General features: G+C 37.0%; 11 protein-coding genes. 9 read left to right on the forward strand and 2 right to left on the reverse strand.

The annotated features are described in order from the left end of the window. Positions 1-47 precede the first annotated feature (47 nt). Genes KNO94_RS11740 through KNO94_RS11760 form a run of 5 tightly spaced genes read left to right on the forward strand, consistent with a single transcriptional unit; the run spans position 48 to position 7501 of the window. Positions 48-1835 (forward strand): type I restriction-modification system subunit M, encoded by a 1788-nt coding sequence (locus KNO94_RS11740; protein WP_214779899.1) that lies wholly within the window; start codon positions 48-50, stop codon positions 1833-1835. Next, complete coding sequence (locus tag KNO94_RS11745; RefSeq protein WP_251125963.1) at positions 1825-3153, forward strand: restriction endonuclease subunit S; 1329 nt, start codon at positions 1825-1827, stop codon at positions 3151-3153. Before KNO94_RS11740 ends, KNO94_RS11745 begins: the two co-directional genes overlap by 11 nt. Before the next feature lie 12 nt (positions 3154-3165). Continuing rightward, entirely contained in the window at positions 3166-6210 is a 3045-nt protein-coding gene (locus KNO94_RS11750) for a type I restriction endonuclease subunit R (protein ID WP_214779901.1), read from the forward strand. 39 nt (positions 6211-6249) lie between these two features. Next, positions 6250-6708: a TFIIB-type zinc ribbon-containing protein gene (locus KNO94_RS11755; protein WP_214779902.1), complete on the forward strand. Its 459-nt coding sequence runs from the start codon at positions 6250-6252 to the stop codon at positions 6706-6708. Further along, a complete protein-coding gene (locus KNO94_RS11760; protein ID WP_214779904.1) occupies positions 6695-7501 on the forward strand; it encodes a hypothetical protein in 807 nt (268 codons plus the stop codon). Before KNO94_RS11755 ends, KNO94_RS11760 begins: the two co-directional genes overlap by 14 nt. A gap of 312 nt (positions 7502-7813) precedes the next feature. Here the strand turns inward: KNO94_RS11760 and drmB are convergent, their stop codons facing one another. Both drmB and drmA read right to left on the reverse strand, forming a co-directional pair. Next, positions 7814-9568 (reverse strand): DUF1998 domain-containing protein, encoded by a 1755-nt coding sequence (gene drmB, locus KNO94_RS11765; RefSeq protein WP_214779906.1) that lies wholly within the window; start codon positions 9566-9568, stop codon positions 7814-7816. Next, positions 9555-12965 carry a DISARM system helicase DrmA gene (gene drmA, locus KNO94_RS11770; protein WP_214779908.1) on the reverse strand — a complete coding sequence of 1137 codons (3411 nt, stop codon included), beginning with the start codon at positions 12963-12965 and terminating at the stop codon, positions 9555-9557. The genes drmB and drmA overlap by 14 nt, the downstream gene beginning before the upstream one ends. Positions 12966-13027: 62 nt before the next feature. On the opposite strand from drmA, the gene KNO94_RS11775 reads away from it, so the two are divergent. The 4 genes from KNO94_RS11775 to KNO94_RS11790 all read left to right on the forward strand — a co-directional run bounded on the left by KNO94_RS11775 (position 13028) and on the right by KNO94_RS11790 (position 17318). Next, positions 13028-15361, forward strand: coding sequence for a hypothetical protein (locus KNO94_RS11775; RefSeq protein WP_214779910.1), 2334 nt, complete (start codon positions 13028-13030; stop codon positions 15359-15361). Positions 15362-15438: 77 nt separating this feature from the next. Continuing rightward, positions 15439-16089 carry a CBS domain-containing protein gene (locus KNO94_RS11780; RefSeq protein ID WP_214779926.1) on the forward strand — a complete coding sequence of 217 codons (651 nt, stop codon included), beginning with the start codon at positions 15439-15441 and terminating at the stop codon, positions 16087-16089. Between the two features lie 18 nt (positions 16090-16107). Beyond that, a complete protein-coding gene (locus KNO94_RS11785) occupies positions 16108-16506 on the forward strand; it encodes a hypothetical protein (RefSeq protein WP_214779928.1) in 399 nt (132 codons plus the stop codon). Next, positions 16503-17318, forward strand: coding sequence for a hypothetical protein (locus KNO94_RS11790; protein WP_214779930.1), 816 nt, complete (start codon positions 16503-16505; stop codon positions 17316-17318). Before KNO94_RS11785 ends, KNO94_RS11790 begins: the two co-directional genes overlap by 4 nt. Positions 17319-17357: the final 39 nt, after the last annotated feature.

The raw sequence follows: 17357 nt of genomic DNA on the forward strand, positions 1-17357 counted from the left end.
CATTAGCTGAAACATCTTAACAAAACATAGAAACAGGAGAATAAACAATGAATGAATTAAATCGTAATATTCAAACAGCAATCAATGTTCAGAAGCAAGCCAATCTTATTTGGAACGTAGCAGACATTTTACGAGGTCTGTATAAGCCACATGAATATGGGAAGGTTATCCTACCAATGACTGTTATTAAACGACTTCATGACACTTTGATACCGACACGTGATGAAGTTTTAAAAGCTGCTGAACAATATAAAAATATGAATGAAACAATGCGCAATCGCTTCTTAGAAAAAGCATCAGGCTATTCTTTTTATAATACAAGCTTATATACATTTGAAACATTGCTTGCAGATCCAACAAATATCGAAACAAACTTTAGAGCATATTTAAACGGATTCTCAGATAATATGCAAGATATTCTGGCGAACTTTAAATTTGATGTTGAAATTACAAACATGGCGGAAAATGATGCCCTATATTATGTAATTCAGGAATTTAACAAAAAAGAATCTTACTTAGGTCCTGACAAGGTAACAAGTACAGATATGGGATATATTTTTGAGGAGTTAGTTCGAAAATTCTCTGAGAGTTATAACGAAGAAGCAGGAGCACACTTTACAAGTCGAGATATCATTTATTTACTGACAGACTTGTTATTAGTTGAGGATCGAGACACATTAACAGGACGAGATGTGGTAAAAACCGTTTACGACCAGACAATGGGAACATCACAAATGTTGTCGGCTATGATCGAACGCATTCACGATTTTAATGAGAGTGCAGAAGTACGTACTTTTGGACAAGAGTTAAATTCAGAAACGTTTGCGATTGCGAAAGCAGATACAATGATTCGTGGGGGAAATCCAGACAATATGGCTTTAGGTAGCACGTTATCAAATGATAAATTTGAAGACTATACGTTTGACTATTGTATTTCAAATCCGCCTTTCGGTATTGATTGGAAGAAAGATAAAAACAAAGTTGAAGAGGAGCATCGAAAAGGTGAGAATGGTCGATTTGGTGTGGGTTTACCTAAAATTAGTGATGGTCAATTGTTATTCCAACTAAATGGTATCTCAAAATTAAAAGAAACAGGACGTATGGCAATTGTTCACAATGGATCGGCATTATTTTCAGGAAATGCAGGTGGTGGAGAAAGTGCGATTCGTCAATATGTAATTGGAAATGATTGGTTGGAAGCAATTATTCAATTACCAACAGACTTATTCTACAATACAGGTATTACAACGTATGTATGGATTATTACGAAAAATAAATCGCTAGAGCGTCAAGGTAAAGTTCAATTAATTGACGCTTCTAAAATATTTGAAAAGCGACGTAAAAATATTGGAGAAAAACGTGTTGATATTAGTGAAGAATGTAGAAAAATTATTGTTCAAGCATATGGAGAATTCGATAACAAAGAATATTATTTAGATGAAAAGATTGTAGAATCAAAAGTGTTTAATAATGAAGAATTTGGTTTCACTAAAGTAACGGTAGAAAGCCCTCAGCGAGACGAAGAAGGCAACATCATTTTGAAAAAAGGAAAGCCTGTAGCTGATACAAGTTTACGTGATACGGAAGACATTCCACTGAAAGAAGATATTCAGGCGTATTTTGAACGTGAAGTATTACCGTTTAATCCAGATGCTTGGATAGATCGTAAGAAAGATAAGATTGGGTACGAAATCCCATTCACACGTTTGTTCTATAAATATACGGCACCGGAGCCTTCTGAAGTGATTGCAGAACGGATAAAAAAATTAGAAGAATCGATTGTAGCAAACTTTGAGGCTTTATCAGGTAAGGATGTGAGTAACGTTGACAAGTGAGATGAAAGATTCAGGTGTTAAGTGGATTGGCCAAATCCCTAAGGAATGGGGGTTGAAGCGAATGAAATATATATTAAAAGAAAGAAAACTAAAAAACGAACCCATCATTACAAAAGAAATTTTGTCCCTTTCTGTTGAAAGAGGAGTTTTCCCTTATTCCGAAAAAACAGGCGGTGGAAATAAAGCTAAGGAAGACCTTACAGCATATAAAGTAACGTACCCAGGGGATATTGTAATAAATAGTATGAATATTCTTGCGGGTGCAGTGGGGTTATCCAAGTATGAAGGAGCTGTTAGCCCAGTTTATTACACTCTATATGCGGATAGCAACGACATTGACATTAGATATTATTATTATTTGTTTCAAACAGAGGCTTTTCAGAAAAGTTTATTAGGGTTAGGGAATGGAATAATGATGAAAGAATCTTCTACAGGTAAACTTAACACCATTCGTATGAGGATACCAATGGAAAAGTTATCTGCATTAGTCATGCCTTTGCCTTCGAAAGAAACTCAAAAAAAGATAATAAATCGCATAAAAGGTAAAGTTGAATTTATAGATAAAATTATTTTCGAGACAAAACAATCTATCGATGAACTGCGAAAATACAAGCAATCCTTAATCACAGAAACTGTAACAAAAGGATTGAATAAGAATGTTGAAATGAAAGACAGTGGTGTCGAAGTTATTGGAAACATTAATGCTTCTTATAAAATTATTCCACTGGGCTATCTCGGGTTATTCCAAAATGGAATTAGTAAATCTTCGGAGTATTTTGGAGAGGGATTTCCATTCGTTAGTTATAGTGATGTGTATAAAAATAGGGTATTACCTAGTCAAGTAGATGGTTTAGTCAAATCTTCAGAAGAAGATCAAGAGAATTATACTGTTCAAAAAGGGGATATATTCTTTACTAGAACATCTGAAACTATAGAAGAGGTTGGAATGACAGCAGTTTGTTTGAAAAGTATTCCGAAAGCTACTTTTGCTGGTTTTGTAATAAGATTTAGACCTAATAATAAAGGGGCTTTGCTTACTGAATATGCTAGATATTATTTTGATGCGTCATTTATTAGGGATTTTTTTGCTAAAGAAATGAATTTAGTTACTAGAGCTTCTTTAAGTCAGCCATTGCTAAAAAAAGTGCCTGTAATTATTCCAAGTATACAAGAACAAGAAGAAATTATTAATTATTTAAATAAAAAGACTTTCGAAATTGAATCAATAATAGACTCGAAACAGAAAATAATTCAGGAGTTGGAACAATATAAAAAATCACTAATCTATGAATACGTAACTGGTAAAAAAGAAGTCTAGGAGGTGCTGGATTTGGTTGAGGTTAAGGAGATTCGTTTTGAACAAGATATTGAGACAAGTTTAACTCAAGAGGGAGGATGGCGAAAAGAGAGTTTCCAAGATTCCAATTTTGATGCAACGATCGGTCTTGATTTAGATAAGCTTATCAATTTTATTCAAGCGACGCAGCCGAAGCAGTGGGAGCGCTATGAGAAGATTTATAAAGTGGATGCACGTCGTAAGTTTTTAAAACGATTTAATGAAGAAGTGAGCATGCACGGTATGCTACATGTTTTACGCAATGGCTTAAAAGACCGGGGTGTACCATTAAAAGTAGCGTATTTTAAACCTGTTTCTGGACTGAATTATGACGTGTTGCAAAAGTATGATGCGAATCAATTTACCTGTACGCGCCAATTTGCGTATAGCCCTAATAACAATAAGACGATTGATATGGTGCTACTGTTGAACGGGATTCCAATTATCGCTTTAGAACTAAAAAATCAGTATACAGGTCAATCTGTTGAAAATGCAAAAGTTCAATTTCAAAAGGATCGTGACCCTAAAGAGCTAGTTTTTCAATTCAATACTCGTTTCTTAGTTTATTTTGCAGTAGATCACTATGAAGTATATATGACAACAAAACTGGCTGAGAAAAAGACGTATTTCTTGCCATTTAACCAAGGTTCGAATGGCCCGGGGAAGGTAGGTGGGAAGGGGAATCCTGAAAACCTAGATGGGTATCCAACAGCTTACTTATGGGAACAAGTGCTGCATCGAGATAATGTAATGGATATTATTCAACGTTTCATGAATCTGGAAGTGAAAAAGGAAAAACAAGGTAACCGAGAAGTTACGAAAAGGACACTAATTTTTCCTCGCTATCACCAGCTAGATGTTGTTCGTAAACTGCTTGCAGATGTAAAAGAGCATGGCAGTGGTGAAAATTATTTGATCCAACATAGTGCTGGTTCAGGGAAATCAAATAGTATTGCCTGGTTAGCATATCATTTAGCGTCTGCTCATGATAATAACAATAATCCGATATTTGCATCAACCATTATTGTTACTGACCGTACAGTGTTAGACCGTCAATTACAAAACACAATTATGAGTTTCGATCATACAACAGGACAAGTTGAAACAATTGATGATAAAAAATCCTCTCAGGATTTAAAACAAGCCATTAATGATGGTAAGAAGATTATTATTACAACGCTTCAAAAGTTCCCTATTATTTATCAAGAAATAGATGCTTCTAATGGCAGAAATTTTGCGGTAATTGTTGATGAAGCGCATTCTTCTCAAACGGGTAACAGCGCACAAAAATTAAAAGCAGCTTTAGCAGATAAAGCGGCAACGCTAAAAGAATATCAAGAGATTGAAGAAGGTATTGAAAACACTACATTAGATGACCAAGACGAATTAGTGAAAACATTATTAGCTCAAGGACTTCATCAGAATTTAAGTTTCTTTGCTTTTACAGCGACACCAAAAGAAAAAACAATTGAAATGTTTGGAACAAAAAAAGCAGATGGAAGCTTTGCGCCATTTCATGTGTATAGTATGCGCCAAGCGATTGAGGAAGAATTTATTTTAGATGTCTTAAAAAACTATATGACATATAAAACTTCGTATCGTATTGCGAAGGAAATAGAAGATAATCCTGAGTTTCCTAAAACAGAAGCTGTTCGTGCTATTGCCCGCTATCAGTCTTTCCATCCGTGGGTATTGCGCCAAAAGACAGAGGTTATGGTTGAACAATTTCGAGCGGTAACAAAAAAAGCGATTGGTGGTCGTGCCAAAGCTATGGTTGTCACCCCATCTCGTTTACATGCAGTGCGATACATGCAAGAATTTAAAACTTATATTGAAGAAAAGGGATATAAAGATTTAGATGTGTTAGTAGCTTTCTCAGGTTCTGTGACTGATGAAGGTGTGGAATATACTGAACCAAGTATGAATGTTACAAAGGACGGAGATCGCATCAAGGAAAGCCAGTTAAAAGAAACGTTCCACACAGATGATTTCAATATTTTAATTGTAGCTGAAAAATATCAAACAGGATTTGATGAACCCTTATTGCATACGATGTTTGTTGATAAAAAGTTACGCAGCGTTAAAGCTGTTCAAACATTATCTCGCTTAAATCGTACAATGCAAGGGAAAAAAGATGCGTTTATCCTTGACTTTGTAAACAGTGAGGAAGAAATTTTAGAAGCATTTCAACCGTTCTACGAAGTCACTACTTTGGATAGTGAAATCAATATTAACTTAATTTATGATACACAAAGTAAATTGCGAAAATATGCTATCTACAATCAAGAAGATATTGATCAAGTATTAAAGCTGATAAAACAGGCACAACAGAAACAAGATGAAAAGTTACTCGGGCGTATGTCCAGCCTCTTCAAACCCATTATTCAACGGTATGAAGATCTTACTAGAGACACACAGTATGAGTTTCGAGTAACCCTTCGTAACTTTGGCAAATGGTACAACTATATCTCTCAATTAGATCGCACATTTGATATGCAACTTTTAGAAGAAAGTATTTTTACAAACTACCTTTTAAAGTTCATTCCGAAAGAGCAACGTGAAAAAGTAGAGGTAGCTGATAAAGTGAAACTAGAATACTACAAACTCCAAAAGGAGTTTGAAGGTGAAATTATGCTAGTGGCAGAAGACTCCAAGAGTGGGATGTTAAGTAATACAAAAGAAATTAATGCAGGCATTAAACCACCGGAAGAACGAGATTCTTTAGAAGAAATCATTTATCGAATCAATGAACGATTCCCAAACGATTTCACAGAGGGAGATAAGGTATTAATTGAAATCCTATATAAATCTTTTAAAAGAGAAATAGATTTAAAAGTTGTGAATATGGCTAAAAATAATAGCTCAGAAATGTTTGAGAACAATCTTTTTAAAGATATCTTCCAAGACAAAGTGATGGAAGAATACGCTCAAAATCAAAACGCATTTGAGAAGTTAGTTGGTTCAGACGAAAATTATTATAATGTGGTGTACTCTTTATTAGCGAAGGATTTGTATAAGTGGTTTAGAACGCAAGCTTAAAGAAGTTGTAGAAATGCAATTAGAATAAGAGGTTTAGAAATGACCAATTTTAATTTAGAAATATCAATCCCAGCTGATGATGATGGATTCATTTTGATGAAATGCCCATTATGTGGGGGATTTTTCAAACTTACTCCATATGATATAGAAGCAGAAGATGCTTTGGGAATTTGGTGTCCTTGTTGTGGGTTAAAAAGTGAAAATTATCTAACGGATGATGTTACTGAACTAGCATTAAAAATGGCTGAAAATAATGCCATGGAACATGTATTTAAAGAAATGAAAAAATGGGAGCGTAAGTTTAAGGGGAATGGACTTTCATTTAAAGCTGGTAAGAAGCCGACCTCAAAACCAGAAGACCCCGTTGTTGCGGGAATAGAAATACTAGAAATTCAAAATTATGAATGCTGTAAACGGCAAGCAAAAATCAAACCGATAGTTAAAATGATTGGAAGTTATTGTCCATTCTGTGGGGTGAATTACGATGGAAATCAATAAAAAAGATTTGAGGAAAATAAGTAGAGGGTTTAGATCGATAGCTAATAGGACTATTAATGTTCATTATCAAGAATTTAATTCGATATTAAAGATGTTTGTTGATTATATAGATAGTACCAAACTTATTTTTGATTATATTAATAGCATTGTTGTTGAGGAGATTGATATTAATAAAGAAGTAAGTGAAGTTACACAAAGTTATGGAAGAGCTATTTTTGCGACAGGAACAAATGTGGAAGAAGAGATTGTATATACTTATAGAATTTTAAAATATTTAAATGAAAATAATATAGCTATACAATCATTTGGTTTTTCTTATAGTCACTCAAATAAATACCAGGACATGACTAAGGGATTTGGATATAGAGTGATACTTCCTTTTGTTAATCACATTGAAGATTACTTAACAGAGATAGCAATTGATATGGGATTTGATGAGGAGGCAAAGTATATGATCAATGTTAACAGTGGACAAGCACAAGTAAATATAGCAAATGATAATTCAACAATTACAGCTACTCAAACGAATAATGTTCGTGGAGAAGAGTTGGACAATTTAGTAGCGTCTATTAAAACGCTACTAACTGATGATATTCCGCAAGATGAAAAGGAAATAATTAACGACAATGTGGATATTGTTCAAGAAGAGTTGAAAAAGGATAGTCCCAAAAAGGGGTTTTTGAAAGCGGCTTGGAGTGGTATTGAAACCGCGATGGAAAAAGTACCTCAAGCAGTATCACTAATTGAAAACCTTGTTAAGCTAAGGGGATTGGTTAAACCATTTATTGAATAACGTATATTGATAGCGATTATATGTTAAATGTGAATTTAACATCAAAGTGAAATTGTTGAAGACAAAGAAAAAAGAGCATAAGGAGAAATAGCTATCACTTCACTTGATAGATCAGGCAGAGCCCGATGTTTCGGTGATATCAAAATAAAAGAGGTTGTCACAGTGTGATATGCTCCCCAATCAGATAAACAGATTTGTATTTACCTATTGGGGAGCATATCAGCTCCTTGTAGCCTCTTTCGCATAATTCTAATGGTTGTGTCCCAGACTTGATAATAATAAACAAACAAGCGATTAGCATTTAAAAAAATGTTATAGGTTAAAGAACGCAAGATGATCATCCGATAACTTTGGATGAAGTGTCCGCCGATCTAACAATTCATTGTTCCATTCGCAAGAAGTCTCACTTAAGAACAGACAACAATGACATGCGGCAGCTTTTCGGTCTTGTCCACCTTCAAGGCAAGTCGGGTCTGAGGAGCAATACTCCGTCAATTCAATGGCACGCTTTAACATCAATGACATCTTCTCTGGCTTGGCGAGTTCAATTAATCCTCCTAAACTGCTTTCAGAGTCACCTTCGGCCGTATGGATTAGTACAGAGGCAGCACCATTCTCAAAATATAATCGTTCCCGTAAGGAGGTAGAAGAATACCCACTTGTTTCAGCAAATGCGCGAATTAAAGCGTGAGCAAATGTGTGAAGCAAGATGTGACGCGGATATAATTCGATCTCAGCTTGGTCACGTTTCAGACGTTTTTGTTGAAATCTTGCTAACTGACTTTCAAAGATACGCTTTACAGAGTCGCGACTTTCCCATTCTTCAATCATCTCTGGATTTAATTCAATAAATATCCCTTCTCCAAAAATTTCGATTCCTGGATACCAGTTTGTATGATTTTTAAAGATGGAAACACCATCTCCTGCTTTACGTTCGACGAATGAATCGGCATATTTCAAACGATTAAAACTAGTCAAGGCACGGACTTCGCGCATCAAATCTACACGAGTAATGTGACTGATGTAGTCTGTCCAGTCTTCGGGAACAGGCACCCGCTCCGCTTTGCAATCTTTTTCTTGGAGTGGCGCAGTTTTCGTATGCTTCCATGCACTAAGTTCACGTTGCTTAATAGAACCAAAAGAAATGTCGTCCAATTGTCGATTAGAGTCTAAGTAATGAACTCCTTTTTGAATATCATTTTCTGTCCAGTCTCCGTCACTCAATATGCCTTTCAACATGACGATTTTTTGTTCTGAGGAAAAATTTGACCATGTATTTTTAAATAACTCATATTTTTTATCGATTTCTTGATAAATCGCTTCAGAACTTGCTGTTTTAAGTGGAAGTGTAATCACGCTTTGGACATTTGGAATGTGTAGTTTTGTCTCTCCACGCAAAGCCACTGTCATTTCAGCATCGCAAGTCTCGACTTGATGATGTAAGATCCATGGTTTGGTTCCAGCGCATTTTTTACCCGTGACGCGTTCGAGCTCTCCTTTTTCTTTGATTCTTGCTAAAGAAACGGGAGGTGCTTCGCAATTCGTGCATATAATTCGCATGGTTTTGTAAGAACTCGATAGCGTCCCCTTATCTGTCATCAATCGTAAACGTGGCTTATCGCAAACGTCATGTCCTTGATGCGCCCACTTCACCCAAGGGAAATCACTAATGTGTCCCTTACGACAAACCGTTACAAAACGCATCGGCGCATATTTTACTCCAAGTGGTTCACACTTTGGGTTCGTACAAAATGTGCGTCTCGGTTGATCCGTCATAGATCCGCAATTCGGACAGAAACGCCAGATCGGAAAGCGTGATACTTTCGTTCGGATTGCTTCAGGATTGCTATTTAGTAGGCGAATCGGCTTTTGATTGAATGCGCTCATGACAGCATCGTGATCTTCCTCTCGTATTTGACCGTATTTAAACTTCCATTGATCCACTGCGTTCGTAATGAAACTACCATCTGGTAAATCTACGATCGCCCCCGGTCCAAAGTGATGAAGTAATTGAGCCGCTCGAATTGAGCCACGTTGATAAGAATGCTTTGAATCACCAGCTGTCATAGCGATTGACCTCCTCTTCCACTTTAATTTCAGGTTCCACACTACGTAAAGAAGTGAGTGCAAACATCGCCTCGTGAGTATAAGGTGTTTCTTCAAAGTACTTCAACAAATGGTGTGACGTATTCATCGGTCTACCGTTCACAATTTTTTGCCGATAGGCTAGTTCACGATTTGTACGATTAGCGAGTGATTCCCATGTATCTAACACTTCACTGACGAGCTGACGAGTTTCTGTTTCTGAACAATCATAAACGGATTTAGCTCGAGCGACGAAGCGATCAATCATTGAAGCATCTACGGCATCTAAGTTAAAGTGACCTGCACTATTGGCTTTTGAAATAGGAGGCGAGGTCATCGTTTGACGAATTAATCCCACGAGAACACCAGTAATTCCACGTTTTAATGCACCTTTTGAGAATGGTGTCACACTTGTAGGTTCCACATATTGATAGAACGACTGATGAAATGATTTGAACTGCTCAAAGTGGAACAAATCGCGTGTTCGTTGAGGATTCAGAATTGTCACGACAAGACCAGGGTGTTGACGCCCAACTCGGCTTGTAGCTTGAATATACTCAGCAGTTGTCTTCGGTTGACCATGCACAACCATTAAGCCGAGGCGGTTGACGTCAACTCCAACTGAAATCATATTGGTACATAGCACGGCATCCAATACTTCATCATTCTCAAATGTTCGTTCCATTCGAGCTAATAATTCAGGAATTTCCTGTGCTTTTTTGCGACTCGTTAACTCTTCGAAATCGAGTAATGGTTCTTCAATTTCATTTGCCTGAAGATAGGTTCGAATTTCGTCATAAAACATTGTATTCGTTCCGGCCAATTCACGTATGGTATTGAAATATCCAACGACTGTCCAATACGGATCGAGTTCTGCTTGCTTTTCTTGTTTCCGAGTCGCTGCAATTAGAGCTCCATATACATTCACCGTATGGATTTTCATACTGACGCCTGGCGAAGAAACTCCTATATATAGACGTCCTGGCTTCTCATCAATCGGAACTGTTTTAGAGAAAAATGAGTCATCAGGTGATTGAATATAGACAGGGAATTGATTTGCCGGGCGGTCATAAAGACCTCGAATTTGAGATTCTGCCCCACTGATTGTAGCAGTTGAAGCTACTATTTTTGGTTTTGATTCCCCAAAGCCCATGAGCTCGTCAATCACAAACTCATATAATCCTGTTAAAGAACCGAGCGGACCATTTAATAGATGTAGCTCATCTTGAATCACGAGATCCGCAGGTGGGAGCCAAGCCTGTTGCTGAGTCAAATCTTGTGTCGGAGAATCACCTATAAATTTATTGCTAGAGACTCGATAGGATGATTTTCGACCAAACAATTCGCCAATTCGTGGTTGCCATGCGATTTGTGCTAGTTTATCGACTGTTCCAATGACAAGTGACGGTAAATGATCATAAATCGCCTCGTCAATCGTATAAGCTGGTATTCCAGTATGAAACGTGCATCTTGCCTTCGGACATTTGATTGTCGCTTTACTCCGATCGACAGAATAGCATTGTACAGTTAACTTCTCACCACACCAAGGACAATGGCTAAGTTGCATCGGGTTTCCGATCTCACCGTTCTCGAGAGGCTCGTTACTTTCTAGTTTTTGGAGAGCAATTTTTGCATCATCATAATTATTTGGTGTAGATGCACTTCCGATCCAAAGTCCAATTGAAAACGGGACGGTGCCTAGATCTGCTAATTGAATATCAGAAATCTGTTTTGAGTAAGTATCTTCGTGTCGACGAATTGCTTCCATGGCACATATAAGAAGTGTCGCACGTTGGAACTGTTGAATGGTTAGTAAGCGGAGTGTGTAGCGCATCATGACACTCATGCCACCATAACTCATTGGATTGCTCACATCATTCTTTAAGCGGCGGACAAACATCACAAACGCTGCTAGACCGAGATAAGCTTCCGTTTTACCTCCACCAGTCGGAAACCACAGCAAGTCGACAAGCTGACGGTCTTCATGTTGCTCGTCAAAACTACTAGGTAAGTTCATGAGAATAAAGGCTAACTGGAATAAACGCCATTCGCTTTTAACGGGTTCAAAATCATATTGTCCTGTTTCTTTGTAAACCGAGGCATGGATTCCTTGCTCGCGTTGAATATGCATCGCTAAGTTCGAGAGTCTGAAGCCGGTCCATGCTTTGTCGTTCGTCTCCAAAAGACGAATGCCATCGTACATACGCGAGCAAGTTTCTCTTGCTTGTTCAACTTGTTGTAAAAGTAAGGATTGATCCATTTCGCTAAGTCCATCTAACTTCGTTGATTCCTTTTTAATCCATTCCATATACGCATCTGGTAATTTGTTTAATCTAGAGATTACTTTATCTTTAGGTTGTTTAGCCAAATCAAGCATATTAAACGATGTATCTGTCAAACGTTGATGCTCAACAAGTGGCACTTCTTCTTTTGGTAACCATGTGGTTGTGAAGTGGTAGGTTGTATCATCGACAGACCAATCTGTACCGATTTGGTGACCGATAATTGGTACGGTTCGTTCGCGATATAAGAAGTTTATTAAGTTATTCATACCATAAGCAGGACGAGGAACAATCGACTGCTTATTAATGCTAAACGATAGTTGCGGTTGGAAGATGATTTCTTCCTGTCTCGGAAAACGATTAGTTGAACTCAAATCTAAGCTATGGACGAGATAAAGACTAATGTCTAATCCTGATTTACCTGGGCGAACATACCATTTTAAAAGTAGGTTTGAATCTAAGTCGACTGATAGTTCACCACTTTGTTTTAAATCAAGTGAGATAGTTTTTGAGAACGGACGCCGCTTGTAATGAAAAGAGTTATCTTCTTCTACGAATTCATAACGAGCCCAATTGATGTGACAAGTTAGTGGGGTAATGTCATTTAAAATGAAACTAACGCCCATGCTTGAATTACGGAATTGGTCTTGAGAAGTAATGATTTCTTCAATGGCTTCACCTTCAACAGTAATGCCTTCAACTTCATTTAAAGGTTGATCCGTTTCTTCTTCATGAATGACGTTCGATGAGGCACCATATGGAAAAAGGCGACCGGTCAAATAGTACGAACTTGGTGCCGCTTTGAGTGTTTCCTGTTCACCATTTTGTGGTCCTATCAATCTTTTTTCTAGGTTTTCAACGAGTGCAGTTCGTTGTTTAGGTGTAAAAGCTTTAGCTTGTGTAGATTGCTTCTTCTGACTTGTTAATTGAAGAGTTTCCTCATTCATTTGAATTTGCGATTGATGTGTCAAAATCTGTCGAAGTTGTCGCAAATCGATGAACTCATCTTCAAGTAAATCTAATACCTCATCAATCGAGGCTTGTTGATTATCTTTACCTGATAAAAAATTAACTAGGCTTTGGATAATATCATTCATTATTTTGCCCCTTTCTTATATAATTTAATTGTAAAACATTTGAATAAAGGGGGCGAGGGGAAATGATGGAATCTTCAGGGGTAGTCTCTTCAAATATTAGTTATATTCAGTTGGCATTTAACTCACTTCACACCGATGTATTGACGCGAGAGAAATTAATTGAATATTTGATGATGATTTGGGATTCAGGACGAGGATGTAAGAGGGAATTCGCAGTTCTGAACTTAAACTCAGCTCTAGAAGCAAACGTACCATCAGTTATTAGCGAAGGTGATTATGTAAGACGGAAAAATGAACCTTCATCACGATTTGACGCGCTTGAACGTGAACTACGTCAAAACCGAGAGCCTATCTTAATGGCTAAAAATGTAGAAAAAGAAATAACACGGTTGTATAAAGACCCTCGTTTTATTGTGTTAAAAGGAAAATACGGACGCAAAGATGCGCAATATATCATTTTAAGCGAGTGGCAATTGCTAAATGATTTGGTCCATCGCTATATGTACAAGAATAAACTCGAAAATATCGTCAGACATGATGTGATTGCACGAGTGAAATCATACTATGACATCCAAGATTCTAATGTCTTGTTCTTTCCTAAAGTAGATTCTCGTTTCAAGACATCTTATCAACGGATCAGTTTATATGATTATGATAATCCACCAATGGATTACGACATCACCGTCTCACCAGATATTCTAGAAGAAATTGAAGAACAAAAAGGCGCCATTGTTGAGCATCTGAAACGGAATCGTGAAACACCGATTAAAATTCGAGAAGTGATTCAAAAATATTTTCGAAAACAGCCATATGAAAATATATTCTCTGCTTATTATGAAGGGTTGAGACAAGTTTTAAAGATGGAACGAAATATTGTTATTTCTCAAAATACAATTATTTATGATGATTCCAAACCTAAAGAACTACTAGATTTCACTTCAAATAAAACGCGAGGGAAAACAGTTATTTCTCCAATTCCATCGCCGCGACTAAAGCAGAGCTTAAACGTTACTGAACCTATTAAACGTGAACGTACAGCCAATAATCGTGTGACGGTTCGTTTATCTACACTTGAACGAAGAAATTCTACCTTTCAGGTGTCTGGTGAGTTAGCCAAGTATTTTGTCGATGGACAGTTAGAGGTATTAAATCAGTCGAGTCCTTTTATCCTTACCATGAACGCAAAAGGTCAGGCAGGAAGCCACAGCTTTAGCGATTTTCTCTTTGAACATCGAATAAAACCGGGGCAAAAGATGATATTCGAGAATCTTCAGGAGGGCAAAGCGACTGTCAGAGTGGCTTCGTATCTACCAGAGGATATGCGCGAAGCTGAGCGGCTTAACCGTCTACAAGAACTCGATCCATCCCTTGAACATCCAAGCGCACGTTCACTCTTGGTAAACTATTTATTGAAACAGAAATCTCCGGTTCCTGTGGATAAGTTAATTGAAGAGGTTCAACAGCAATATCCATATTCACCGAAAACGGTCGAGTCAATTCTGTACAAACATCCCTACTTCATTCAAGATACGCTTCATACATGGCGCTTTGAGCCGGGTCTCTGGAATACACGTCAAGAATCCAATAGTTTATTAAATATGAACGAAGAATTGATTCAGATTTGGGGAGAGTTAATACCATTCATATATGAAGGTAGTAACGCACCAGCTCCACATTTTATCCCACAAGATGTCGAAGATGTTCGTGTCATAATATGGGGTGGCCAATCTCCATTAAATCGAACTCAAGAATTTGAGTATAAAGAAGGTGGAATGCTCCTTAACCCTAAGTCAATCAATCAGAATTTGGACGAAGAACAGTTTTTGACATGGGCGTCTCTCATATATGAACAAGGAAAAAGTAGTTCGACTACAAGACATGCGTTTGATCAAAAAATTGAACGTTTCTTTCGACTAGCTGGAGTTAAAACGAATGTACTAGCAATCCCTACTTTCCCAGCTTTACGGTTACCTCATCGATTGAAGTGTTCCCGATTAACGAAATCAATCTTGAATGGTAGCCATCCAGAAAGTGCGCTTTTAGCACCGTTGTTATTTGAACAGTATCGGATAATGATGCGGTTTATTAACGAACATAATGCGCATGTCGTTGTTTTGAATTTTGATGAGACGGAGTACGCATACTTTCTCTATGCGATGCTTGGATACTCTGAACCGATAGAACGCAAAGCGCTCACTGCATTGTTAGAAGATCGACAAATGCCAATTCGAGAAGACAAGCGTGTGTTGTGGAATTGGAGCGAATCTACAAAACCATTCTTTAATCTAGGTAACGTAGCATTTGAGCGAAATTACCAATTAGCTAGCGAGTTGTTTAAATTGTATGACGGTGAGGCATGGAAAACTGTTAAGCAAGAAGAGTTTGTGGTGCGTTGAAATCAGGTTTTCAAACATGGAGGTATCTCCTGAAAAACTCTGTTATTTTCTTAGATCGGTTGCATAACATTGAAACGATGTTGCGTCAGCAATTAGGACAAGAAGAACATATTTCGTTTTCCTATCTTGTGGATCAAGCCGCTAAACAAAATCCCTTGATTCGACAAAAAGCGGAGCGGCTTAAAAGTTTTGGACGCTTGCGCAACGCAATTCAACATGGGAGCGGATTGAACGGTGAGCCGATTGCGGAACCGCACGAGAAAATTGTGGGTGAGATTATTGAAATTGAAGAGAAGTTACGTTCTCCAAAGCGGATGAATAACTTCTTCTGTGACGTCTATTCATTGAATGAAACGGATTCGATGAGTAAAATGCTGCAGCTAATTCAACAGTTTCAGTACTCTCAATTTCCTGTATTTAATTCTAAGGGAGAGTTTATTTCACTTGTTACTGAAAGCGGTATCACGAATTGGTTGGCATCAAAAGTGAAGGACGATCTTATTTCATTCGAAGAGACTAGGGTTAGCGATTTTATTTCCGTCGATGAACTTGCTGAAACGTATCGCTTTATTTCAAGAAGAACTACTGTCTATGAAGCGAAGGATTATTTTTTACAGGCCGCAAATGAAGGACGAAAACTAGAAGTACTTTTGATTACTGAGTCAGGGAAATCAAATCAATCATTATTGGGGATTTTGACACATTGGGATTTAGCGAAGTTTGATTAGTTGAGGAGCGTACTTGTGATGGCAAAGTATAAGGAATCGATTATACGAAAAATACCTGTTCATTATGTCGAAAATAAAATTGAAGTCGATATAGGTATTGGGACGGTAAGTGTATTTTTTCAAAACTTAACATCTAATCGAATTATTAATGAAGAGTTGTTCCAAATAGCAGCTCTTGAAAGAATTACGTTACATCGATCTGATATGATTCAAGTTTTAATTACTAAGTTAGATCGAGTAATTGAAATGGAGGTTCGATTTAATCCATATAAATTAAAGAAAAAGATGAGGATGGGAGTTTATGAATCTAAGAGAGGTACTAACTATAAAGTGTTATTTGTGAATGTAGAAAACACAGAGAAGAAAGCATATAAGATTGATACAGGGAAAAAGAACACGTACATGGGATTGATATGAGAATTGAACAAATGGAAAGTACTTTTCTTAAAACAAACCAGTTTCAAATAATCGAGAAAAATTTGAATGAGTTAATCCGTAATCGTAAAGCACTAAATAAAACGAAGCAGCGAATGAATCGATTAATGAAGTTACTACAAGTGTTTCACAGTTCTGGGAATGAATCATTCAAGGAGTTGATACGTCAAAATCTACATGTTTTAAGAGGGTTACCCCACCCGCAGAAAGAACAGCTCCCAATTGTGTATTTGCGTATTATTCGATTTTACTATGAGTATCTTTCGATAGATGAGTTCGAAAGAGAGTTTAAACAAAGTAGTCGAATCATGGAAGAGCAAGATGCAATCAGTTTTTTTGGGAGAATGAATGGACTCAACCTCCCATATCGAGCCATTACACCATTCGGATTATTATTAAAAGATTGGGATGAAAAACGATTCAATCCACATGCATTAGAAAAAATATTAAGTTATCTTGATTTATCACAATCAGAATCTAATCGTATGAACCAAATTGTTCAACAAATGTTTCGTCATAACGAGAAACAGTTTCAACTAAAGGAAAAAAGTGATTTAGCTGCATGTGGTTACATTAAAGTAACATCAATTTCTATGAAAAAACGAAGAGAAATTTTATTTAAAAAGTGCATTCCTGAATTGGCTCTGCAAAGAACTGTCGATTTATTGTTTGGTATTTCAAATTTGCATAAGCATCATAAAAATGCTCATCTTGTTTATACGAGTGATTTGCAATATTTAAAGAGAAATTGTAAAGAACAGAATATTAAATGGCCACGTATAGAAATCACATAACGAAAGAAAAAACAGAGTGGGGAGCGAGGAGGTTCATGA

Origin of the sequence: Exiguobacterium sp. s22, from assembly GCF_018617455.1 — a bacterium.
Lineage (GTDB): Bacteria > Bacillota > Bacilli > Exiguobacteriales > Exiguobacteriaceae > Exiguobacterium.

Bases quoted from the DNA above. Each gene is read 5' to 3' on its own strand.
- KNO94_RS11740 (WP_214779899.1), top strand. From the start codon at position 48: ATGAATGAATTAAATCGTAATATTCAAACAGCAATCAATGTTCAGAAG.
- KNO94_RS11755 (WP_214779902.1), top strand. From the start codon at position 6,250: ATGACCAATTTTAATTTAGAAATATCAATCCCAGCTGATGATGATGGA.
- KNO94_RS11760 (WP_214779904.1), top strand. From the start codon at position 6,695: ATGGAAATCAATAAAAAAGATTTGAGGAAAATAAGTAGAGGGTTTAGA.
- drmB (WP_214779906.1), bottom strand. From the start codon at position 9,568: ATGACAGCTGGTGATTCAAAGCATTCTTATCAACGTGGCTCAATTCGA.
- drmA (WP_214779908.1), bottom strand. From the start codon at position 12,965: ATGAATGATATTATCCAAAGCCTAGTTAATTTTTTATCAGGTAAAGAT.
- KNO94_RS11775 (WP_214779910.1), top strand. From the start codon at position 13,028: ATGATGGAATCTTCAGGGGTAGTCTCTTCAAATATTAGTTATATTCAG.
- KNO94_RS11780 (WP_214779926.1), top strand. From the start codon at position 15,439: ATGTTGCGTCAGCAATTAGGACAAGAAGAACATATTTCGTTTTCCTAT.
- KNO94_RS11785 (WP_214779928.1), top strand. From the start codon at position 16,108: ATGGCAAAGTATAAGGAATCGATTATACGAAAAATACCTGTTCATTAT.
- KNO94_RS11790 (WP_214779930.1), top strand. From the start codon at position 16,503: ATGAGAATTGAACAAATGGAAAGTACTTTTCTTAAAACAAACCAGTTT.